The sequence below is a fragment of the Pseudomonas sp. SZ40 genome (assembly GCF_052958135.1).
This window is the reverse complement of sequence record NZ_JBQWIF010000010.1, coordinates 73,712-96,588: the sequence shown is the minus strand read 5'-3', so window position 1 is coordinate 96,588 and position 22,877 is coordinate 73,712. Positions and strand designations below refer to the sequence as shown.

Here is a 22,877-nt window from a genome sequence, read left to right as displayed (position 1 = left end):
ACCGAGGGCGCGCTATCGAATCGTCCTTCAACAGCGCGATCGCCGAGGCGTCATCGTATTTTCATGCGCAGCGGGTTTCATGGTGGGTGTCCCGCTGCCGGTGCGTCTTGACGTTCGGGGCGGGAAGCGGGCGCAGCCTGTGGGCTGCGCCTCCACTTGTACCAGTTCTACCAGTAGCGAGGCTTGCGACCAGCCATGCAAGCACCGGCAGTCACTGTACTTTTCTGGTGTCCCGCAGAAGGATAAAACAATGACCGTCAAGGCTACGAACAACCAAGGCGTCGACGCCAAGGGTGACTCGAACTCCGTCAAGGATTGGGATCAGGCGGCCGAACAGGCCAAGCAGGCAGGCATTCGCTGGGAAAAGCCAGCGGACGACAAGCGCTCCGCCAAGGAGATCATCGAGGACAGCCCACTGCTCAAGAACCTGGGCAACCAGAGTGGCGTGAAGGACATGCTCAGGGATCGCGTCGGTGATTTCGAGAACGACCCCGATGCCGCCTTTCGCGCCGTTCAGGTGCTCGAACATATCGAGAAGATAGACAGCAGTGGCAACCGTATCGTCAGCGACAACGTCGATAACGGTCGGGTCGATGGCTTCACCAAGGGCGGCGATGCCAAGCACGGCACCGAAGCCGGCCGGCTGCAGGATTTCGGCAAGTATGGTTTCGACCATCTCGAGGGCAAGCTCAATGACGTGAGCACGGCCGCCGATGACAAGCAAGCCCGTCAGCAGGCCGAAGCCGTCGGCATTCAATGGCAACGCCCCGAGGGTGACGAGCGCTCGGCACGGGACATCATCGACGACAGCCCGCTGCTCAAGAACCTGGGCAACCAGAGTGGCGTGAAGGAAATGCTCAAGGAGCGTGTCGGTGATTTCGAGAATGACCCGGATGCCGCCTTCCGTGCCGCCCAGGTGCTCGAACACATCGAAACCCTCGACGGCTCCGGCGACAAGATCGCTGGCAAGGATGTCGGCAATGGCCGCGTCGACGGTTTCACCAAAGGCGGCGATGCCAAGAACGGCACCGAAGCCGGGCGCCTGCAGGACTTCGGCAAGTATGGTTTCTCGCATCTGCAGGGCGAACTGCGCAACCCCACCGCGGCTGCGGACAACAAGGAAGCCAGGGCGCAGGCCGAGCAGTTGGGCATCATCTGGGAGCGGCCGAAGAACGACGAGCGCACCGCTCAGGAGATCATCGACGGCGATCCGTTGCTCAAGAACCTCGGCAACCAGAGCGGCATCAAGGACATGCTCAAGGAGCAGGTCGGTGATTTCGAAACCGACGCCGATGCCGCCTACCGCGCCTCCCAGGTGCTCGAGCACATCGAAACCCACGATGCCGACGGCAAGGTGCTCACCGGCGGTGACATCGGCAACGGCAAGATCGACGGTGTGACCAAGAGCGGCGAAGCCAGGCACGGCACCGAAGCCGGGCGCCTGCAGGACTTCGGCAAGCATGGTTTTTCCGCCCTCAAGGGGCCCGAGCCGACAGAGGACAGCAAGATGGATTTCGCCCGTGAAGCCGCCGGGCTGCCACCTGCCAGCGAGCTCGACATCGCCAATCTCGAGACCACCACCGTCGACCCCAAGGACAAGAACGGCAAGCTCACGGTCAGCGAAATGACCTGGCAGAACCTGATGAAGGACTGGAAGGCCGGCATCGACAACGGCAGCATCGGCAAGGATGACGATCGCGCCAAACTCTACAATGCCTTGCGTGCCCAGGCAGCCACCGAGAATGGCCTGGACATGGTCACCCTCGACATCTCCATGGGCAAGAGCACTGCCAAGGCCAATGGCGATGACCTGTCAGCGATCATCGACGGCACGAAGCTCGACGAGCAGATCGGCCAATTGTTCGGCTCGCAAAGCGTGCAGAAGGATTTCAAGGCCCAGCAGGACAAGGCGCTGGATGCCTTGCCCGATAAGGACGGCGTGCGCGAGAAGCTCGAAGACACGGCATTCTCCGAGGAGTATTCGCGTTATATCGCCGACCTGAAAGAGAAGGGCCTGGGCGATCTGGCCGAGGCGGACATCGCCAAGACCTACGCGTCCCTGACGGCGTTCGATCCCGACAAGGCCGCGCAGTTCTCGCAGCACATGATGATCGATGCCACCACCATGGACCTCGACAAACTGATGGCCGACCCATCGCTGATCAGCGATGACAACACTGCCCTGGCCACTCAGGACACCATCAAGACACTGCTCACCGCCTTGAAGAAAGGCGGCATCGACATGACCCGCCGCACCGTGGAAACGGAGCGTTTCGTTCAGGAATTTCTCGGCAACAAGCAGACCGCCAAGGCCTTCGGCGATGCCCTGAAGGAACTGGGTGCGACCTTCGCCAAGAATGGCACGGTGACCTCGGCCGACATCGACAAGGTCATGGGCAAGGACGTCTACAAGACCCTGGGCGAGGGCGCTCACGGCAGCATGCTGAAGACCATCACCGAGCTCAACGCCAACGGAGCACTGGGTTCAACTGGTGGCTTGATCTCCCTGGCGTCGGGCATCTACCAACTGGCCGGCAAGGGCGGCACCCTGGCCGATACGCCGGAAGAGCGCCTGGCCATCGCCAAGGACTTCGTCAGTGTGCTGGGCGCCGGCCAGCACTTCGTCAATCTGGGCAGCAACATCTACGACAACATCCGTGGCACCCAGACCAACCAGATGCTCGGCCTGGACAAGTCGCTGCCACAGATATTCGGCAAGGATGCACCCGGCGGCGCCGGGCACAACATGAGCGTGATCCAGGGCGAGGTGAAGAAGCTCTACGAGGACTTCAACAGTGCCGTCGATGCCGCGCCCATCGACAACAAAGAGAAGCTCGCCGAAAAGCTCAACATGTCCGACGAGCAACTCAAGACCATCAACGATGGCTTCCGTGATGGCTTCGCCAAGAACCCCGGGCTCAACGGCAGCACGCCGACCAGCCGTGGTATTTCCGCTTTCCTGCGGATCATGGATGCGGGCGCCAACAGCTTCACGGGTGTTGCCGATCTGGTGCTCGGCGGCCTGAAGATCAAATCCGGGATGGGCAGCAACGACCAGGTCGCCATCGCCCAGGGGGCGATCACCGTGGCTGCTGGCGCCTTCAACGTCGCTGGCGGCGGTGCGCAGATGGCCGCGCTGATGGGCTCCAATGCCGCCAGGGCTCTTGCCGGGCCGTTGTTGTGGGCTGGCGCTGCATTGACCGTGGCGCTGACGCCGTTCCTGATCGTCGAAGACATCAAGCACAGCAACCGCATGGATGCCCACCGTGCCGACCTCGATCAGTTGTTCAAGGACCTGGATACCCAGGGCCTGCTCACCGAGAACGGGCTGCAGCGCTACGAGTTCCTCGACGACTACATGTACAACTATGCCCAGCGGGACGCACCGGATGACCAGAGCATCTTCGAGTACCGCGAAGAGGAATACGCGTTCTACCGTGAGGAAGGTCGCCTGCCGGAAAACGGCTGGGATCACCTGGTGCACGACGACTACAAGGGGGATGGTGCCAACCTCGATACCCAGATGGCGTAAGGCAACCTGACGCCTCTGATCACCCTGTGCTCGACCGGCCCGTGAGCAGTTGCGCCGGTCGGGTCCTGGGGCTGGTAGTCGGTAGGGAGGCGACTCGTTGAGAGATCGCCATCTTGCGATGCAATGATCAGGTTCGGTTGGCGTCGTCGTAGTCGGGGCTGCGGTGCCCGTTCTCCGGCTCCACGCGGCCGCTCACCAGCCAAAGCGCATACTCGGGGAAGGCCTCCGCCAGAATGCCGATTTCTTCGGTGCCGATCCGAATCTTCTCGCTGCTGATATTTCGCCAGCGATCGTAATTCTTCCCGCCCTTTTCACTGAGGCGTTTGGGCCCGACCGCCTTTATCAATTGAAGGGCTCTATCCCGAACCAAATCCATATAGGTATAAATCATTTTGCGTAAACTTTACGCAGACTTGCTGCTGGTGTAGATTTTACGCGGGGTGATTTTTACGCAAAGCAGCGCTTTGCAACGAATCGCGCATAGTGCAGCAAAGGCCCACCCGATGGAAGGAACCCACCGGGCACACGCACTTGGCTATCGCGCAGGCTCCGCCAGTGTGCCATTCGCAACCGGTATTCAAGGAGGAGACCACACGCCATGTCCGATCAGACGCCATTGCCAGATGCAGCCCATGCCCTGGCCTATATGGGCAAGACGGTACTCGTCGAACTGCAGTGGGATGATGAACCCCGGTCATACTGGTATCGCGTGCACGTGGTGGGTGTCGTGCTACCGATGGCGGGCGTTTCCGACGAGGCCTACTTGATGACCAAGGCCGTCGATGACCCCAGCCCTTACCCGGACGAGCTGTTCTTTTCCGACATTCGCAGCATTCGGGCGATACGCCACTGAACGTAGCCGGGGCGCCTTCTCATGGTGGCGGCAACGCCCAGGTGAGCGCGGCCCCAGTCGGCAGAGCCACCGGGCGACTGGGGCAGGCACAAGCCCTGGCGGCAGGCGTTACCAGGCGGCGATGTGCGAGTCGGCCCGTGGCTCGGTGCCGCCGCACAGAACGCCGGTTCGCGGGTCGCGAACGATGATCTGCCCGCGACCGTAGTCGGTCGAGTCACAGGCGATCTGCACGTCGTGGCCCATTCTGCTCAGCGCGTTGGCCAGGTCCCGGGAGGCGGCCTGTTCGATGCCGACCTTCATGCCGCCCAGCCATTGCCAGCGAGGCGCGTCGAGAGCCGCCTGCGGGTTGAGGCCGAAGTCCACCAGGTTCATGACCATCTGCACGTGCCCTTGTGGTTGCATGTAGCCGCCCATCACCCCGAACGGGCCGATGGCTTCGCCGCCTTTGGTCAGGAAGCCGGGGATGATGGTGTGGAAGGTCTTCTTGCCCGCCGCCAGGCAGTTGGCGTGCTGCGGATCGAGGCTGAATTCCTGGCCGCGGTTCTGCAGGGCGATGCCGCTGTCGGGCAGCACCACACCGGAGCCGAAGCCGTGGTAGTTGCTCTGAATGAACGACACCATGTTGCCTTGCGCGTCGGCCGTTGCCAGGTACACGGTGCCGCTGGCATGGGGATCGCCATGGGCCGGGGCAAGCGCCTGCTCACCGATCTGCCCGCGTCGCCGCTCGCTGTAGGCGTCGCTCAGCAGGTCGGCTACCGCCACGCGCATGTGCAGGGGGTCGGTGATGTAGTGCAGGCCGTCGCTGTAGGCCAGCTTCATGGCTTCCAGCTGGCGGTGCCAGGTGCGCTTGCTGTCGCGGTGATCGAAGTCGAAGCCTTCGAGAATCTTCAGCGCCATCAGGGCCACCAGCCCCTGTCCGCTCGGTGGGATTTCCCAGACATCCACGCCCCGATAATTGACATGGATCGGCTCCACCCACTGCGCTCGATAGGTCTCGAGGTCAGTGGCGCGCAGATAACCGCCGGTGGCCCTGGCATGAGCATCCAGACGCTGCGCCAAGGCCCCGCGATAGAAGCTTTCGCACTGGCTGCTGGCCAGTTCTTCGAGGGTGCGTGCTTGCGCCTCGTTACGGAAAATTTCCCCTGCCCTTGGCGCCCGGCCATCGATCAGGAAGGTGTCGAACCAGGCGTCCAGTGCTGCATCACGATGCGGGCTGAATTCGTCCAGCGCGATCTGCCATTGGTGGGCGACCACCGGCGACACCGGGAAGCCGCCTCGCGCCAGACTGATGGCCGGTTGCAGCAGGTCGGCGAAGGGCAGAGCGCCGAAGCGCTGCGACAGCTCGGCCCAGGCCGAAGGGCAGCCCGGTACGGTGACTGGCGTCCAGCCATACAGCGGCATCTGCTCATGCCCGGCAGCCTTCACGGCCTCGATGTTCAGGCCCGCGGGGGCATGGCCGTTGGCGTTGAGGCCATGCAGTTGGCCCTTGCACCAGACCAGCGCGAAAGCATCGCCGCCCAGGCCGCAGCCGGTGGGTTCGACCACGGTGAGTGCGGCCGCCGTGGCGATGGCGGCGTCGATCGCGTTACCGCCTTTTTGCATGATTTCGATGCCGGCCTGGGCGGCCAGCGGTTGAGAGGCGGCGACCATGCCACGATGGGCGAAGACGCTCTGGCGTTGCGAAGGGTAGGGGTATTCGTGGGCAGAGAATTTCAACATGGCGGAAGCTCTTCGAAACGGATTCATTGGCCGGATTTGATCCGGTTCCATTCACGGGTGATCAGGCGCTGGATGTTTTCCGGCAGGTCGGCGGAAACGAACGTTCGGCCGATCACGTCATCGCTGGGGTAGACCCCGGGATCGCCGCTGACCTTGGGGTCCATCAACGCCGTGGCGTCCTTGTTGGGGTTGGCGTAGCCCACGTAGTCGCTGATTGGCGCGATCACGTCGGGGCGCAGCAGGTAGTTGATCAGTGCATGTGCGTTGGCGACGTTGCCGGCATCCTTGGGGATCGCCAGCATGTCGAACCAGAGGTTCACCCCCTCCTTGGGGATCAGGTAACGGATATCGGTGTGCTTGCCGGCTTCCTTCGCGCGGCTGCGCGCCTGGATCACATCGCCGGAGTAACCGATGGCCACGCAGATATCGCCATTGGCCAGGTCGGCGGTGTATTTCGACGAGCTGAAGTAGGTCACCGAGGGGCGCAGGGTCGTGAGCAGTTTGGCGGCCTGCTTGTAATCCTCGGGCTTGACGCTGTTGGGGTCCAGGCCGAGGTAGAGCATGGCCTGGGGAATGATCTTCACCGGTGCGTCGAGGAAGGCCACCCCGCAGCTTTTCAGCTTGGCCAGGTTCTGCGGGTCGAAGACCATGGACCAGGAGTCCAGTTGCACGTCCTTGCCGAGTACGGCACGAACTTTTTCCTCGTTGTAGCCGATGCCCACGGTGCCCCACATGTAGGGCACGGCGTAGCGATTGCCCGGGTCGGCGGCTTCCAGGCGCTCCATCAGGCGCGGGTCGAGGTGCTTCCAGTTATCCAGCAGTTCGGGTTGCAGCGGCTGGTAGGCACCGGCGCGAATCTGCTTGGACAGGAACTGGCTGGAGGGCACCACCACGTCATAGCCGGAGCGCCCGGAGAGCAGCTTGGCCTCGAGCATTTCGTTGGTGTCGAAGATGTCGTACTGGGCCTTGATGCCGCTGTCTTTCTCGAAGTTCTTCAGCGTCTCGGGGCCGATGTAGTCCGACCAGTTGTACACCTTGACCACCGGTGCGGCGGCCAGTGTCATGGGCGCAACGGTGGCACAACACAGTGCTGCGAACAGTTTCGATAAACGCATCGTCATCTCCTGGTAAGGCTCACAGCACGCGGCTGAGAAAGGCTTGAGTGCGAGGATGGGTGGGGTTGCTGAAAATCTGTTGCGGCGGGCCTTCTTCGATCAGTTCGCCCTGGTCGAGGACCACGACCCGATCGGCCACTTCGCGGGCGAAGCCCATTTCGTGGGTGACCACCACCATGGTCATGCCCTGCTCGGCGAGCTGCTTCATCACCTGCAGCACTTCGCCGACCGTTTCCGGATCCAGGGCGCTGGTGGGTTCGTCGAAGAGCATGGCCTGGGGTTTCATCGCCAGCGCCCGGGCGATGGCCACGCGCTGCTGCTGGCCACCGGAAAGCATCGATGGGTAGTGATCGGCCTTGTCCGCCAGGCCCACTTGGGCGAGCAGGGCGCGGGCCTGTTCGAGGGCTGCCTTGCGGGCAACGCCCAGTACCTGGATGGGCGCTTCGATGATGTTTTCCAGGGCGGTCATGTGCGGGAACAGATTGAAGCGCTGAAATACCATGCCGATGTCGCGGCGCTGCCGAGCGATGTTGCGCTCGCTGTCGCGCACCAGCGAACCGTCGGCACGCTCGCGGTAGCCCATCGGCTGGCCATTGACCCGAATGCGCCCGCTCTGGATCTCTTCGAGCAGGTTGATGCAGCGGATGAAGGTGGTCTTGCCGGAGCCCGAGGCGCCGATCAGTACCACCACTTCGCCGCGCTTCACCCGCAGTGACACGCCTTTGAGGATTTGCAGATCACCGAAGGACTTGTGGATATCCAGGGCCTCGATGACCGACTCCTGACTCGTGCTGTGCATCTCAACGCCCCCTCAGAAGTTTTGCCGTGTAGCTGCCGAACAGTCGCTTCGAGGCCGTGGCGGGGCGCCGGTCGGATTGCCCGAAGCGCCGCTCCAGCCAGCTCTGGAAGAAGCCCCAGAGCGTCGTCAGCAGCAGGAAGTAGATCGCCACCACCAGGTACAGCTCGAACACCCGGAAGGTGGCCGAGGTGATCATCTGGGTACTGAGCAGCAGCTCCTGCACGCCGATCACGCTGACCAGCGTGGTGTTCTTGAGCATCACGTTGAACTCGTTGCCCAGCGGCGGCACGATGACCCGGAACGCCTGGGGCAGCACGATGCGGCGCATGAGTTTGGCGAAGGTCATGCCCAGCGAACGCCCGGCTTCGTACTGACCCTTGTCCACCGCCGCGATGCCGGCACGAATGATTTCCGCCATGTAGGCGCCTTCGTTGAGGCCCAGGGCGATGATCGCTGCCTGGATGTTGCCAGGGATCACCACCCAGCCGAGGTCGATGTCCTCGAAGCGGAAGATGCCGCCGGCGGCGAGGGCCGTGTAGAGGAACACGATCTGCACCAGCAGTGGCGTGCCACGCATCAGCCAGACGTAGAAACGCACCGGGTACTGCAGCAGCGGGTTGCCCGACAGGCGCATCAGGGCCGCGATCAGCCCCAGCACGCAGCCCAGGGTCATGGACAGAACGGCGATCACGCAGGTCAGCCACAGGGCGTTCAGGTAAACGTCACTGGGCTGCAGCAGGTACTGCCAGAATATGTCCCAATTGAAATTCATCGATCCGCTCCTCAGTCCAGCTTGTCGCTGTCGACGTGCCACTTGCCGAGCAGCTGTGCATAACTGCCGTCGGCACGCATGTCGGTGATCACCTGCTGGACGGCGGCGGAGAGTTGCGGGTCGTCCTTGCGGATGCCGATGCCGGTAAGGATGCGACCGAACGCCGGTACGCCTTCCTGAAACAGGTCCGGCGCCATGGCAGCGTAGTAGCCTGCGGTTTCCACCGTGGTGCCATAGGCGTCTACCTGGCTGATGCGCAGAGCCTGGAAGGCATCGGTGTCGGTGTTGTAGACCACCAGCTTCATGGGCGGCTTGCCGGCCTTGGCGAGTGTCTCGTTCTCGGCGTCGAGCAGGGTCTTGATGGTCGAGCCGTTCAGCACGGCGACCTTGTGACCGGACAGGTCGTCCAGCGCCTCGATGCCCTTCGGATTGCCCTTGGGGACCACCACCGACTGGCTGGAGTACATGTAATTGACGATGTCGATGACCTCGCGCCGCTCCGGCTTGTCGAACAGCTGATCGACGATCAGGTCGCACTGGCTGGCCAGCAGGGCAGGCACCAGCCCGGAGAAGGGAATGACCCGCCACGACACCTGCTTGTCACCCAGCCGTTTGGCGATCTGCAAACCAAGGTCCACGGCGAGCCCTTGCGGTTTCTGCGCCGCGTCGAAGGACACCAGCGGTGGGGAGTCCATCCCGGAGCAATAGGTCAGCTTGTCGGCATCTTTCAGGCGATCGGGCACCACCACGGCGGCCGAGGCGAACGAGGAGGCCAGACCGAAGGTGACCGCGGCGATGAGGGAACACGAAGGGCGCATGGTGAAACTCCGTTTGCTGTTGATGGGGAGGGCAGCAGTCAAGAAGTTCGGCTGGGCGAGACCCGCTTCGGGTCGGCCCGTTTTTTATTGTTCGGCTTGCAGAAAAAGAGTCAGTGCCGGCAGCGTGCCTTCGATGTGCCCGCGGATCACCCGCTCGGCGAGGTCCGCGTCGCGGGTGCGCAGCGCTAGCAGAATCTGTTCGTGTTCTTCACGGCCGCTCAGCGGCTTGTCGCCATGTTCGAGCCAGAGGCGCATGGGTGCCTCGATCAGCGAGTAGAGCGCCACGATCTGCTTCATCAGCCGCGGGCGTTCACTGAGGCTGCACAGGTATTCGTGGAAGTTGCGGTGCCGCACGACCCATTGCGCGGTGTCGTCGCGGCACTCGTCCATGTCATCGAGCAGCCGCTTCAGAATGGTCAGGTGCCGCTCGGTGACCTTGCTGGCCGCAACGCGTATCGCCAAGCCTTCCAGGGCACTGCGCATCTCGAAGACTTCGTTCATCTGCTCGATGTCCAGACCACTGACGATGGCCCCGCGATTGGGTCGCAGGGTGACCAGCCCTTGTGCATCCAGGCGCCGAAACGCCTCGCGCACGGGCATGCGGCTGGTGCCTATTTCAGTGGCGATGTCCTCGGCCACCAGGCGGTCATCCTTGCGGTAACGACCCGCGCAGATCGCCGCGAGCAGAAAGTTGTAAGCCTCTTCTTCGGCGGTAACGGGCTGGCGGTGGGTGTAGAGCGGAGCGCTGTGCATAGGCTTTCCTGAATAAATGTATCCAATTATCCGTTTATCCAAACAAAGCAATTAGTGAGCCACAGGTGCTCGTCCGAGTGTTTGTGCTGGCGCAACAACGGGTTAGCCAATGGTGGTGGGTGGCGCGCCTGGCATTGGGCAAAGGCGAGGTGTCACCTAATGAAGCAACAGGTGGCGAGGTGCACGTTAATCGGGCACTGGGGGTGGGAGAGGTGGCGGGCGGTAACACCGGCAGGGCCGGTCATGTCGAGGCTGCATAGCGCTCGCGTGCGTGAACCGCGCATTGCGGAAGGTGATCCACGCAGGCATATCGAGTAGCCTTGCAGCTCTTTTTCGGTTGGATCGGTCTGTAGGGAGTCGAGCATTGAGTCACAAGAGCAAAGCGATCCTCTGGGGCAGCCTGGGCCTGAGCCTGTTGCTGTCGGTTGTCGCGCTTCGTCTGTTCTCCGTCTGGGCGACGACGCTGCCGCTGGACGTACCGATCCGCCTCGATGAAGGCGCCACCCTGGAATTTCCGGTCAAGGCCCGAACGCTCGAGTTCGATACCCTGGCCGTGGTGTTCTCCACCGATGAGTTGCCGCTGTATACCGTGCGCAAGCTGTCCGGCGGGCCGATCTGGGAAAACGAACAGTGGGTCGAATACCCACCCGCCCCGATGACCCTGGCGTGGAAGCTGCGCACACCGGCAGGCGAACTGATCTCTGCGGGGCAGGGCGACGTGGCCCAGGAGCTCACCAGCTACGGCAGCAACGAGATCACCCGCGCCGTCTCGCACATCCCCATGGAGCCAGGGGACTACAACCTCGAAGTGAACGTGCTGACACCCGATGCGCGCTTTGGCGAAGTGGCCACGCGCCTGGTGATCGTGGCGGAAGGTAAAGGCAGAACCTGGCAGTCCAACGTCGCCTGGTGGGGCTCGATCATCTCCGGCGTGCTGCTGATTCCGCTGATGGTCATCTGCGGCCTGCTGACCCTGCACAACTTCACCCGCTGGCGTTACGGCGCGCCTGCTGCGGATTGAAGGGCAAGCGCCGCACCGCTGCAGGATGGAAAGCGTGTTTGTAGGCGTCACCCTGGCGCGATGCGATGCTAGCCAGCGCATCGCGCCCGTGATCGCCACCCATCGTTGCCGTCCGTCGAAGCCATGGCACTTCATCTCCACCCGTGCCTTCAGATGCATAGGTGCGGATGTTCCGCGCCGACACGGGAGATCTGTCATGACAGTCGAAGACAACAACGGCCCGGAAGCGCCTTACCAGGGCCCTTCACGCAAGACGCCCGACGCTGGCCAAGGCCACGGCTCCGGGCTCGACGATGCCGAGTCCGAGCCCAAGCAGGGCGCTGACGAGTCCGAAGCCAAAAAGCACCGCGTCGACTGGACGCCCCCGCCCGGCAACCCCGGCTCCGATCAGGATGCGATGACCGATCGGGAAGAAGGCAGCGCCAAGACCGACTGATCGCAGAACGTCAGTGAGCCGCAAGCCCAGCCAGTGTGCTGGGCTTTTTCGTTTCTGGTTTGGCGGATCGATACCCTTGGCTTACAGGTGGCTCGAGTGACCCTCCGAAATACTCAGAAGGCTGGCCGAGGCATGCCTCCCGAGAGTTATTCGATCACAGGCCTCACATGCCTTTGCCTGCCGGTCGTCGCAAAAGGAGACGCCACCTTAAATATAAATGGCCAAGCGCTACCATTTTTCATTTTTGCTGCTGTATTTAAGCGACGGTTTGTTCACTCAGTCCCGCATGACTCCATCGGGAGTGTTTTCAAACTACAAGGAAGTGGTCGCAATGAATCACGTATTTGCGTTGGTATGGAATGCTTCGTTGGGTTGCTGGGCGGTCACTCATGAGCTCAGCAAGCGTTGCCGCAAGGGCTCCCGACGGTCAGGCAAGTTGGCGTTGGCCGCGCTGCTCCTCGGCGCGGGATTCAGTCCAACCGCCTTTGCTACCTGCAGCACCAGCGGATCGACGGTTACCTGCACCGGTGTGCCGAGCCTGCCGCTGTTTCTCAACAACTTCTCCAGCGCTACCAGCGGCCTGACGGTCAACGTCAACTCCGGCGCGCAGATGAATGCGACCCTCGGCGGCCACGTGATGGACCTGACCGGGGTGAACATTTCCCTGAACAACTCCGGCACTATCGATCCGGCGCTACTGGGGCTGGTCTCGGTGTTGAGCGGCGGTGCGTTCATCGGCACCGGCGCAACAAGCACGGTCAGCGTGCTCAACAATGCCAGCGGTATCATTCGCGGCACGGGCATGCTGCTGGGCCTCAACCTGACCAGCATCGACGGCTTGGGCATCGCCGTGAACAATGCCGCTGCCGGTACCACCACCATCACCAACAACGGCACCATCACCTCAACCGGTTTGTCTGTCGGTGGCATCACCCTGGCCGATACGCCGGTGATTGGCGTCTACGGTGGCTCGCAAGTCAGCATGACCAACAGCAGCACCGGCGTCATCAACGGTCGTGTTGCGTTCGAGACGTCAGCGGCAGGCAATACCTTCACCAACGCGGGTGCTATTACTGGCGGTGTCTCGATGGGCGCGGCGAGCACCAACACCTTTACCGCGGTGACCGGTTCCTCGGTGCAGGTCGGAGACGGCGTGCAGATCAGTGTAGGTCTGGGTGGACTGATCGGCATCAACCTGACCTTCGCCCCGACCGGCACGGTCGATGGCGGCGCCGGCGGCACCAACAGCCTGATCCTGCAAAATCCGGTCGGCGTCGGCGGTGGCACCACCGGTGTCGGCACTGCCTCGAGCGCCACTTACGTCAACTTTAACAACCTGACCCTCAACAGTGGCACCTGGACCTTGCAGGGGCCTCTGGTCAGCGGCGCGACCACGCTCAATGGCGGTGTCGCCCAGTTCAACAACAGCGCCACCTTCGGCAGCGGCGTGATCACCTCCAACGGCGGGATTCTGCAGGCGAGCAATGCCGGGTTGAACATCGGCAATATGATTTCCCTCGGCGCTGGCGGCGTGACGCTGCAAGGCACCAACGCGACCACACTGAGCGGGGTGATTTCCGGCAGTGGTGGCCTGACCAAACTCGGCGTCGGCCAGTTGAACCTCAGCGCTGCCAACACCTATCTGGGCAATACCACGCTCAATGGAGGTACGGTGCAGGTCAGCAACAATCAGGCTTTAAGTACCGGCACCCTCAACGTCACCGGCGCGACAACGCTGAGCGCACCGGGCACGATCAACCTGGCCAACGCCATCAGCCTCGGCGGCACATTGACGGCTGGCGGCACGGGAGCACTGACGCTCGGCGGCCTGATCAGCGGCAGCAGCGGCCTGACCAAGACCGGCGCATCCAGCCTGACCCTCAATGGCAACAACACCTACACCGGCACCACGGCGCTGAATGCCGGTTCGCTGGTGGTCGGCTCCAACACCGCACTCGGCACCGGCGCACTGAACGCGTCGAATGGCACCTCGCTCAATGCCAGCACTGCTGCCACCCTGGCCAACAACGTCAACCTCGCCGGCACTCTAATCCTGGGGGGGACCAATGCGTTGACCCTCGGTGGCGTGGTCGCCGGTGTCGGTGGGCTGACCAAGAATGGCGCTGCCGACCTGACCCTCAACGGCGCCAACACTTATCTTGGCAACACCGCGTTGAACACTGGCAAATTGATTGTCGGCAGCAACACAGCACTGGGTTCCGGAACGTTGAACACGGCGAGCAACACCACGCTGGATGCCAATACGGCCGTCAGCCTGAACAATGCCGTGGCGCTCGCCGGTGCCTTGAACATCGGCGGCACGGCGAATGTGACCCTGACCGGGCTGGTCAGCGGCGCTGGCCGTCTGGTGAAAGACGGCGCGGCCAATCTGATTCTCAACGCTGCCAACAACTACCTCGGCGGCACCACGCTAAACGCCGGTACGCTGACAGTCGGCAACAGCTCGGCGCTGGGCGTCGGTGCGTTGACAGTTGCTGGCGCTGCAACGCTGGACGGCAACTCGCCGCTGGTCAGCCTCAACAACGTCGTCGTCCTGAATGCCGCGTTGACCGTTGGCGGCACGCAAAACCTCACGCTCGGAGGCGTCACCAGCGGCACTGGCCAACTGATCAAGAACGGCGCAGCCAATCTGACCGTCAACGGCAACAACACCTTCAGTGGCGGTACCACCCTCAATGCCGGCACGCTGACGTTGGGTAACGCTAGCGGTTTGGGCAGCGGGGCGCTGATCGTTGGTGGCGCGGCAGCACTTGATAACAGTGCCGCATTCGGTATCGGCAATGCGTTGACGCTCAACGCTGGGCTGACCGTCGCGGGCAACAATGACCTTAGCCTAAACGGCATCATTGACGGCGCCGGCAGCCTGACCAAAAACGGGTTGTCCGACCTGACCCTAGCCGGCAACAATGCCTTCACTGGCGCGCTGGATATCGTGTCCGGCAGCGTCACTACCCTCAACAACAATGCGCTGGGCAACACCTCTGGCGTCAACGTCAGCGCTGGCGCCGGCCTCAATCTGGGCAGCGATGCCAGCCTCGGCGCACTGACCGGCAGCGGTAGTGTGCAGCTCACCGGCAGCAACACGCTGACCGTCGGCAGTGGCAACGTCACCAGCACATTCGACGGCGACCTCAGTGGCAGCGGCGGCCTGATCAAGGTCGGCACGGGTACCCTTAACCTCACTGGGATCAACGGCATCACTGGCAACACCGCGATCAACGGCGGCATCGTCGACCTCAGCGGTTCGCTGGCCAGTGCGCAGGTCAACGTCAACACCGGCGGTACCCTCACCGGCACCGGTTCGGCGATTGGTAGTGTCAACGTCAATAGCGGCGCTCATCTGGCATTGTCGTCGGGCAACCAACTGTCCGCCAGTGCGCTGACCCTCGCGGCTGGCAGCAACGTCGATGTGGCGTTGGGCACGCCGTCGACCACGCCGCTGATGAACGTTGGCGGTAACTTGACCCTCAACGGTAATCTCAATGTCACCGATGCCGGCGGTTTTGGCGTCGGCGTATATCGCCTGTTCAACTACACCGGCGCCCTGACCAATCTGGGCCTCGATGTCGCCAGCGTGCCGGTTAGCTACGGCCTCGGCGATCTGGTGGTGCAGACTGGCATAGCCAATCAGATCAACATTCAAGTGTCGGCACCGAACGTCAACATTCGTTACTGGGACGGCAGCCAGACCATTGCCAACGGCGTGGTCGATGGCGGCAGCGGTACCTGGAGCGCGGTCGGCACTAATTGGACCGATGCCAATGGTCTGGTCAATCAGCCGTGGGTAGGCGACTTCGCGGTGTTCCAAGGCACCGCCGGCACCGTGACGGTGAACGGCACGCAAGCGTTCACCGGCATGCAATTCCTCACCGATGGCTACAACGTAGTCAACGATACGGCGGGGCAACTGACGGCGTTCAACGGCACAGGCGGCACCACTTCGTTGCGCGTTGATCCGGGTGTGACGGCGACCATCAACGCCAATATCGATGGCAGCGGCATTCTCAATAAGCTCGACGCAGGCACCTTGGTACTCGGCGGTGCCAACGCTTATACCGGTGGTACGCAACTGGACGGCGGCAGGATCATCGTCGGTAGCAACACCGCGCTCGGCACCGGCACGCTGACGGCCAATGCCGGCACGCAACTGGACAGCAACGCAGCGGTGACTCTGGCCAACGCGGCGGCGCTCAATGGCAACTTCACCGTGGTCGGCAGCAATGCCCTGACCCTCGACGGCGTGATTGGCGGCACCGGCGGCCTGATCAAAAACGGCGTGGCCAACCTGACCCTCGGCGGCAGCAATACCTTCCTCGGCCCGGTGGCGCTGAACGCCGGTGGACTGATTCTGGCGTCGAACTCGGCGCTGGGCTCCGGCACATTGAATGCGGCGGGCGGCACCACGCTGGACGCCAGCGCCGGGGTCTCGCTGAACAACGCGGTCAACCTCGCCGGCAATCTCGGCATTGACGGCACGGCGGATCTGACGCTTGCCGGCACGGTCAACGGTGCCGGCAGCCTGAGCAAAAACGGCGCGGCCAACCTGACTCTGAGCGGCAACAACAGTTTTCTCGGTGGCATCATCCTGAACGCTGGCAGCCTGTCCGTTGGCAGCAACTCGGCGCTGGGCCTGGGCAACCTGACCGTGGCGGGCGCCTCGGCGCTGGATAGCAACAGTGCGCTGAGCCTGGGCAACAGCGTCGTGCTCAACGCCAACCTGAGCAACACCGGCAGCAACAACCTGACCCTTGCAGGTGTGGTCAGCGGCGCGGGCGGATTGATCAACAATGGCGCGTCGAACCTGACCCTCAACGGCATCAGCACCTATAGCGGCGGTACCACGCTGAACGCCGGTACGGTGACACTCGGCACTGGAGCCTCGATGGGTTCCGGCGCACTGACCGTGGCGGGTGCATCGACCCTCGACAATTCAGCACCGCTGGTGCTCGCCAATAACGTCAACCTCAACTCCAATCTGAGCTTGGCCGGCAACAACAACCTGACCCTCGGCGGTGTGGTCGCAGGGGCTGGCACGTTGACCAAGAATGGTCTGGCCGATGTGACGTTGAGCGGTAACAACACCTTCAGCGGCACCTTCGATGTGCTGTCCGGCAGCCTCACCACCCTCAGCGGCACGGCGCTGGGCAACGATTCCACTGTCAATCTTGGCGGTGGCGCGGCGCTCAATCTCGGCGCATCGGCCGGCCTCGCCAGCCTGACGGGCAGCGGTACCACGCTGATCGGCACTGGCAATACACTGAGCGTCGGCGGCAGCAACGTCAGCAGCACTTTCGCCGGCGTTCTCAGCGGTGACGGCGGTTTGACCAAGCTGGGCACTGGCAGCGTGACCCTGAGTGGCATCAGCGACCTGACCGGCGATGCCAACGTCAATGCGGGGACCTTGCAGGTCAACGGTTCGCTGGCCAGTAGCAATGTGCTGGTCAACAGCGGCGGTACCCTCAGCGGTAGCGGCGCAGTGACTGGCGCCGTGACGGTGGCCGATGGCGGTAATCTGGCTGGCGTGACCGGCAGCACCCTGTCGGTGGGTTCGCTGGCGTTCAGCGCTAACTCGAACTTCGATGTCGGCCTCGGCACTCCGGTGTCCGGTGGCGGCAATGCACTGGTCAACGTAGGCGGCAACCTGACCCTCGACGGTACCCTCAACGTCAGCGACATCGGTGGTTTCGGCAACGGCGTGTACCGCCTGATCGACTACACCGGCGGCCTGACCGACAACGGCATGCTTATCGGCACCGTACCGGGCAGCGTCAGCACAGGCGACCTGCAGCTACAAACCGCGCAGGCCAATCAGATCAACCTGCTGGTCACCGTGCCGGGCGTTACTGTGCAGTTCTGGGACGGCAATCAACTGGTCGCCAACGGGGCGGTCGATGGCGGCAGCGGTGCATGGGGCACCGGCACCACCAACTGGACCGACGTCAACGGCACCAGCAATCGGGTCTGGACCAGCAACTTCGCTGTATTCCAAGGCGCGGCGGGTAGCGTGACAGTCAACGGCGCGCAAACCATCACCGGCATGCAATTCGTCACCGACGGGTACAGCCTGCAGAACGGTACCGCGGGTTCGCTGAACCTGCTCAACGGTTCGTTGGGCAACGCCTCGGTGCGCGTCGATCCGAACGCCACCGCGACCCTCGGGGTAGCGCTGAACGGTACGGGGACCCTCGGCAAATACGACGCTGGCACCCTGGTGCTCAGCGCCGCCAACGGCTACACCGGCGGCACTGCGCTCAATGGCGGCAAGCTCGTGGTCGGCGACAATGCGGCGCTCGGCACCGGTGTGCTGACAGCGGCCAACGGCACTGCGCTGGACAGCAGTGCCAACGTCAGCCTCGCCAACGCTGTGGTGCTCGACGGTGGGTTGAACCTCGTCGGCTCCAACGCCCTGACCCTCGGCGGGGGCATCAGCGGCACCGGCAGCCTGATCAAGACCGGTAGCTCAGCGCTGACCCTCAGCGGCAACAACAGCTACAGCGGTGGCACCTTGCTCGGTGCTGGAACCCTGGTGTTCGGTAGCAATGCGGCCTTGGGGACCGGAGCACTGGTCACCGTCAGCGGCACCACCCTGGACAACAGCACCGTCATCGACCTGGCCAACGCATTGGAACTCAACGGCAGCCTGACACTGGCTGGTAGCAATGACCTGACCCTCAGCGGTGTTATCAGTGGCAACGGCGCGTTGAACAAGCAGGGCACCACTGAGCTGACCCTGAGCGGCAACAACACCTTCGGTGGCTCGCTGAATATCTTCAACGGTACCTTGCACCTGATTGGCAATACTGCCCTGGGCAACGCCGATCTGAACGTTGCCACGACTGCCTCGGTCAGCGTCGGTGGGCTCAATAAAGTCGACGCCCTCAGTGGTTCGGGAGCGCTCGCGCTGGCGGCAGGCAGCACGCTGCAAGTGGGCACCGGCGGGACCAGTAGTGTCTATGACGGCTCGATCAGCGGGGCTGGTCAATTGACCAAGGTCGGTACTGGCAAGCAGGTACTCAATGGCAATTCGACGATCGATGACGGCACCACCGTAGTCGAGGGCAGCCTGATTGTCGGCGGAGCAGCGGGCTCTACGGCCACCCTGGCCAGCGACATCGGGGTCACTCAGGGCGCCATGCTTGGTGGTCACGGTACCATCATCGGCAACGTCAACCTGGCCAGTGGTGCGACTCTCGATCCGGGTAACTCCATCGGTACCCTCAGGATCAACGGCGACCTTAGCCTCAACAGCGGCTCTACACTGATCATCGAAGCAGAACCTGACGGTCGCTCCGACCGAGTCATCGCCACCGGTATCGTCTCCCTGGGCGGCGCGAACCTCAGTGTTCTGGCGGGTGCTGGAAACTGGGCGTCGAACACCCAATACAACATCATTCAGGCCGCCAGCCTCAACGGTACCTTCGGCAGCGTCAGCAGCAACCTGGCCTTCCTCACGCCACAGGTGGCATACACGGGCAACAGTGCGACGCTGCTTCTGAACCGCAACGACATCGCCTTCGCCTCGGTTGCACAGACCGACAACCAGCGTGCCGTGGCCTCCTCACTCGATGTCGCTGGCGCGGGTAGCGTGTATGACGCAGTCGCGGTGTTGAGCGCCGATCAGGCGAGCCTTGCATACGACAGCTTGTCTGGCGAAATCCACGCCAGCACCCGCGGCGCGATGTTCGATGACAGCCGCCACGTGCGTGATGCCATTGGTACGCGCCTGCGCAATGCGCAGAGCCAGGCACCGAGCGAAGGCGTGCTGCATGTCGATGCGGACAGCGGCATGACCTTCTGGGTGCAGGGCTACGGCAGCTGGGGTGACAGCAACGGCAACCGCAATGTCGCCGACCTCGACCACAATACCCAGGGCGCATTGCTGGGTATCGACATGCCGCTGAACGACACCTGGCGTGCTGGCCTGGCTGCGGGTTACGGCAACAGCGATCTGGATGCCGATGCGCGCAACTCATCGGCCAAGGTCGACAGCACGTCGCTGACGGCCTATCTGGGAGGGCAGTGGGATGCGCTGCATCTGCGCGTGGGCGCCTCGCATGCCTGGAGCGACGTGGACAGCAGCCGCCACGTCAAGGTCGGCAGCCTGGAGGAGCATGTCAAAGCCGACTACAACGTTGGCACCACTCAGGTGTTCGGCGAGTTGGGCTATGAGATCAAGGCGGGTGACCTGGCGCTGGAGCCTTTCGTCGGCCTGGCCCATGTCGAAGTCGACAGCGACAGTTTCCGCGAAACAGGTGGCAGCACGGCGCTGAGCGGCGATAGCGAGAAGGCGCGTGCAACCTATTCCAGCCTTGGCCTGCGTGCCAGCACCCCAGCAGCTAGCGTGGCCGGGGTGCCGCTGAGTGTGCAGAGCAGCCTGGCGTGGCAGCACGTGCTCGATGAGCCAAGTGAAAGCCGCCGCCTTGGTCTGGCTGGCAACGACAGCTTCAGCGTCAAAGGCGTACCGGTGAGCCGAGACACCGCGGTTCTACAACTCGGTGTCAGCGCCAGGATCGCTCCGCAAGCGAGTCTTGACCTGGGTTACTCCGGGCAGGTCGGCGATGGTTACCAAGACCACGGTGTTCGTCTGGGGCTCAATATCGCGTTCTGAGCACAGAGCCTGCGCGGTGCAATGCCGCGCAGGCAGTGGCTACCTCGTTACGAGGTGCAACCTCGGCCACCGGCTCCTGCCTCACTCGACGATCTCCGCCCCCCAGCCGTCATATACCGCCCCGTGTCGTTGCGCCAGGGACTCGAACCGCTCCGAAAGCTGAATCAGGGCATGCAGTTCAAGCACCATCGTGCGTATGGCAATCACTTGATAGGCCGGGTTTGACTGCTCAGGGGCGTAGATCTGCACGCTGTAGTCGAGGTTTGCCAGCTCGGTTGCCAGCGCGTGAGCCGCGGACTCTTTCTCGACCTCGAAGACGAACTCCGGCACATGCGGTTTTCTCAAATCCGCCCCGGCCTGCGCCATCTGCAGCAACACACGTGCATCAGGATCATCGTTTCCTTGAAGGGGTGCCAACAGTTCTGCGGGTGTAGTCATGGGAGGCCTGATATTGGGTTAAAGGGCGGGCTCTGGGGCGACCCGCATAACAGCAGAATATAGAAGCGATTCGTACAGGCATGGCACAAATTTCAGCTGCTTGTGCGCGCCCTCTCGTTATTCGGTGTGCGGCGTTGAAAGGGCGGATTTGTTTGCGGTTGGCAGGACGGTACGTGAAAAGATCGGCCTCTTTCGCACTGACGGATTGGCATGAGAGCAGTGTGAGGGGCAGGCTGATTGCCGCAAAGACAGCAACTCCCAAAGCCGGCAAGCGAGCCGGAATTTTCATTTATGTCTTTTACCAGCTACTGCCGATGCGTCTGGTTCAGCGCGCCGGTTTCCTATCCATATTGCAACCTTTACGCGGAGGGTGCTGGCTTGCCCTTGAGCATTCCCCACGCTACCCTGCGCGCGTCGCTGTAAATCCAGCGACCGGGTTTGACGGCCCGAGCAAATCAAGGCGCAACAGCGCCCAAGACCCATTGCAGGCGCTTTTTTTGTGCCCGCGATGTCGTGTCATGGCGGCTGTGCGTGGGGCACCTTCGGGTGCGCCGGGTGCCTTGATTCCCGGTCCGTCAACCCGCGCACAGCTGCCACCCTAAATCGTTTGACGGCGATCCGTGGCAGCTCCCCAAATCAAGGAGCTACAACCATGACGCACACCCACGCCCCCAATCCGTCCGCACGCTGCCATCCTGAATTCAAGGGGGCAGCATCATGACTGACTTCATCCCACTCTCCAGCAATCCAACCACCACTCCCGTACTACTGATCGACACCAGCCATTCCTACATCGACCTGCACGAAAGCGCCCAGCAACGCCTCAGCGCAGTTCGCGGCCTGCTGCACAGCCTCGCCGCCATGACCATCGCCCATGCTGACGCCATGGACGTACAAAACATCAGCGCAGCCGCCCACCTGCTTACCGAAGATGCCTGCGATCTGGTGAAGGCCGCGCATAAGGCGGCGATGCGGGAGAGGTGTCGGAGGTAAGGAGTGGGGCGGGTAACCACCGGCAAGCAGGTCCCGCATGAGTATTGGGCTGCATCACTGGCGTCCGCTGGGGCCTGCCGCAGCGGCCCTCCAATGCGTGGTTGCTTCAGGCTGGAACCTGGCCAGGGAAACCGAGCCACCGTGCCGAATGCTGTGGCTGATCCGCTGGTGCTGATCACTGACGTCAGTAAGGTCGCCTGGCAGGCACTTGCATATTCGCTGTTGTGTTGGATGGTGATAACTCGGGCGTGGCGAACGCCATGCCCGCAATCCATTAACCAGGAAGTCAGTATGAAAGCAATCGTAGTAGCAGTAATTATCGCGATGGTCTCAACCGAGGCGATGGCCCAGCTTCCTTCGAACGACCCCGCGGTGGTCTGTAAGTATCTGGACATTGAAAAGCTTGGCGCGAGCGGCTGGGCAGTCAACGAGGATCTTGAAGGTCACTGTGTCAGCGAGATTATTGGGTTCGGGCGAGAGAGCGTAGGGCCACTTCATCAGTTGTCGTTTGTGGCCACTGGTACACCTGAGGCTGCAACCCTGCTTCAGGTGGTGTTTGACGTGAATCCCCCTCAGGCCATGTCAGATGCTAACAATGCTTTCTTGCGTGTTTCGCATAGGCTCAGCACCAACGCATTCGGCAAGCGTTTGCCCTCCAGTATCTCCTCGGCCATTACCGGTGGACGAGAGGCGACAGTTGAGTTCGAGGGCGCCACGCTGAGCGTAAGTCGGCAAACTCACGAAAGCGGAAGCGGTTATCAGATGCGGTTTTCTGTGCAGTAGCGCCGCTTGCTCTACCTGCTGGCTGAAATGCGGCACTCGAGCTGTTTACAGTTCTAGGTAGGCTATTCAAGCGGACTGCACATGCATGAGCCGATCAGCCAATTTATTCGGCTCAAATGGTGAGCCGATAATGCGCGTTGTTCGGCTCACTACCCCTTCGGCAGGGTGATTGTAATTATCGTAATCAGCCCGTGTGGCCCTTGGGCCAACCCTGAA

Annotated in this window: 15 protein-coding genes; 7 read left to right on the top strand and 8 right to left on the bottom strand. The window is 62.4% G+C overall.

Going from position 1 to position 22,877, the window contains the following annotated elements; translation table 11 throughout:
• The first annotated feature begins 250 nt into the window (after positions 1–250).
• A complete protein-coding gene (locus tag ACT9T4_RS10670) occupies positions 251–3,532 on the top strand; it encodes a type III effector HrpK domain-containing protein (protein WP_499116899.1) in 3,282 nt (1,093 codons plus the stop codon).
• A gap of 127 nt (positions 3,533–3,659) precedes the next feature.
• Here ACT9T4_RS10670 and ACT9T4_RS10665 read toward each other — a convergent pair whose 3' ends face one another.
• The gene (locus ACT9T4_RS10665) at positions 3,660–3,923 is read right to left on the bottom strand and encodes a DNA-binding protein (protein ID WP_231570232.1); all 264 of its coding nucleotides are present in this window, start codon (positions 3,921–3,923) and stop codon (positions 3,660–3,662) included.
• A 207-nt stretch (positions 3,924–4,130) separates the two neighbouring features.
• On the opposite strand from ACT9T4_RS10665, the gene ACT9T4_RS10660 reads away from it, so the two are divergent.
• The gene (locus ACT9T4_RS10660) at positions 4,131–4,385 is read left to right on the top strand and encodes a hypothetical protein (RefSeq protein ID WP_499116897.1); all 255 of its coding nucleotides are present in this window, start codon (positions 4,131–4,133) and stop codon (positions 4,383–4,385) included.
• A gap of 108 nt (positions 4,386–4,493) precedes the next feature.
• On the opposite strand, the gene ACT9T4_RS10655 is transcribed toward ACT9T4_RS10660, so the two are convergent.
• From ACT9T4_RS10655 to ACT9T4_RS10630, 6 genes are all read right to left on the bottom strand, one after another.
• Positions 4,494–6,104, bottom strand: coding sequence for a gamma-glutamyltransferase family protein (locus ACT9T4_RS10655; protein ID WP_499116895.1), 1,611 nt, complete (start codon positions 6,102–6,104; stop codon positions 4,494–4,496).
• A gap of 23 nt (positions 6,105–6,127) precedes the next feature.
• Complete coding sequence (locus ACT9T4_RS10650; protein WP_499116894.1) at positions 6,128–7,219, bottom strand: polyamine ABC transporter substrate-binding protein; 1,092 nt, start codon at positions 7,217–7,219, stop codon at positions 6,128–6,130.
• A 19-nt stretch (positions 7,220–7,238) separates the two neighbouring features.
• Positions 7,239–8,018, bottom strand: coding sequence for an amino acid ABC transporter ATP-binding protein (locus ACT9T4_RS10645; RefSeq protein WP_179539081.1), 780 nt, complete (start codon positions 8,016–8,018; stop codon positions 7,239–7,241).
• A gap of 1 nt (position 8,019) precedes the next feature.
• On the bottom strand, positions 8,020–8,790 hold the full coding sequence (locus tag ACT9T4_RS10640; RefSeq protein ID WP_042556395.1) for an amino acid ABC transporter permease: 771 nt from the start codon (positions 8,788–8,790) through the stop codon (positions 8,020–8,022).
• An 11-nt stretch (positions 8,791–8,801) separates the two neighbouring features.
• Positions 8,802–9,608, bottom strand: a complete 807-nt coding sequence (locus ACT9T4_RS10635) for an ABC transporter substrate-binding protein (protein WP_499116891.1) — start codon at positions 9,606–9,608, stop codon at positions 8,802–8,804.
• Positions 9,609–9,692: 84 nt separating this feature from the next.
• Positions 9,693–10,361 carry a GntR family transcriptional regulator gene (locus tag ACT9T4_RS10630; protein ID WP_499116889.1) on the bottom strand — a complete coding sequence of 223 codons (669 nt, stop codon included), beginning with the start codon at positions 10,359–10,361 and terminating at the stop codon, positions 9,693–9,695.
• 364 nt (positions 10,362–10,725) lie between these two features.
• Between ACT9T4_RS10630 and ACT9T4_RS10625 the strand changes: the two genes are divergently transcribed.
• The 3 genes from ACT9T4_RS10625 to ACT9T4_RS10615 all read left to right on the top strand — a co-directional run bounded on the left by ACT9T4_RS10625 (position 10,726) and on the right by ACT9T4_RS10615 (position 20,447).
• Positions 10,726–11,382: a hypothetical protein gene (locus tag ACT9T4_RS10625; protein ID WP_042556398.1), complete on the top strand. Its 657-nt coding sequence runs from the start codon at positions 10,726–10,728 to the stop codon at positions 11,380–11,382.
• Between the two features lie 196 nt (positions 11,383–11,578).
• A complete protein-coding gene (locus ACT9T4_RS10620) occupies positions 11,579–11,818 on the top strand; it encodes a hypothetical protein (RefSeq protein ID WP_042556399.1) in 240 nt (79 codons plus the stop codon).
• Positions 11,819–12,149: 331 nt separating this feature from the next.
• Complete coding sequence (locus ACT9T4_RS10615) at positions 12,150–20,447, top strand: autotransporter-associated beta strand repeat-containing protein (RefSeq protein WP_499116887.1); 8,298 nt, start codon at positions 12,150–12,152, stop codon at positions 20,445–20,447.
• An 81-nt stretch (positions 20,448–20,528) separates the two neighbouring features.
• On the opposite strand, the gene ACT9T4_RS10610 is transcribed toward ACT9T4_RS10615, so the two are convergent.
• A complete protein-coding gene (locus ACT9T4_RS10610; protein ID WP_179539077.1) occupies positions 20,529–20,885 on the bottom strand; it encodes a ribonuclease E inhibitor RraB in 357 nt (118 codons plus the stop codon).
• Positions 20,886–21,602: 717 nt separating this feature from the next.
• Between ACT9T4_RS10610 and ACT9T4_RS10605 the strand changes: the two genes are divergently transcribed.
• Positions 21,603–21,878, top strand: a complete 276-nt coding sequence (locus ACT9T4_RS10605; RefSeq protein WP_179539076.1) for a hypothetical protein — start codon at positions 21,603–21,605, stop codon at positions 21,876–21,878.
• Positions 21,879–22,169: 291 nt separating this feature from the next.
• Positions 22,170–22,661, top strand: a complete 492-nt coding sequence (locus ACT9T4_RS10600) for a hypothetical protein (protein ID WP_499116884.1) — start codon at positions 22,170–22,172, stop codon at positions 22,659–22,661.
• Positions 22,662–22,877: the final 216 nt, after the last annotated feature.

Coding starts and splice junctions, on each gene's coding strand:
- ACT9T4_RS10670 (WP_499116899.1), top strand. CDS start 251: ATGACCGTCAAGGCTACGAACAACCAAGGCGTCGACGCCAAGGGTGAC.
- ACT9T4_RS10665 (WP_231570232.1), bottom strand. CDS start 3,923: ATGATTTATACCTATATGGATTTGGTTCGGGATAGAGCCCTTCAATTG.
- ACT9T4_RS10660 (WP_499116897.1), top strand. CDS start 4,131: ATGTCCGATCAGACGCCATTGCCAGATGCAGCCCATGCCCTGGCCTAT.
- ACT9T4_RS10655 (WP_499116895.1), bottom strand. CDS start 6,104: ATGTTGAAATTCTCTGCCCACGAATACCCCTACCCTTCGCAACGCCAG.
- ACT9T4_RS10650 (WP_499116894.1), bottom strand. CDS start 7,219: ATGCGTTTATCGAAACTGTTCGCAGCACTGTGTTGTGCCACCGTTGCG.
- ACT9T4_RS10645 (WP_179539081.1), bottom strand. CDS start 8,018: ATGCACAGCACGAGTCAGGAGTCGGTCATCGAGGCCCTGGATATCCAC.
- ACT9T4_RS10640 (WP_042556395.1), bottom strand. CDS start 8,790: ATGAATTTCAATTGGGACATATTCTGGCAGTACCTGCTGCAGCCCAGT.
- ACT9T4_RS10635 (WP_499116891.1), bottom strand. CDS start 9,608: ATGCGCCCTTCGTGTTCCCTCATCGCCGCGGTCACCTTCGGTCTGGCC.
- ACT9T4_RS10630 (WP_499116889.1), bottom strand. CDS start 10,361: ATGCACAGCGCTCCGCTCTACACCCACCGCCAGCCCGTTACCGCCGAA.
- ACT9T4_RS10620 (WP_042556399.1), top strand. CDS start 11,579: ATGACAGTCGAAGACAACAACGGCCCGGAAGCGCCTTACCAGGGCCCT.
- ACT9T4_RS10615 (WP_499116887.1), top strand. CDS start 12,150: ATGAATCACGTATTTGCGTTGGTATGGAATGCTTCGTTGGGTTGCTGG.
- ACT9T4_RS10610 (WP_179539077.1), bottom strand. CDS start 20,885: ATGACTACACCCGCAGAACTGTTGGCACCCCTTCAAGGAAACGATGAT.
- ACT9T4_RS10605 (WP_179539076.1), top strand. CDS start 21,603: ATGACTGACTTCATCCCACTCTCCAGCAATCCAACCACCACTCCCGTA.
- ACT9T4_RS10600 (WP_499116884.1), top strand. CDS start 22,170: ATGAAAGCAATCGTAGTAGCAGTAATTATCGCGATGGTCTCAACCGAG.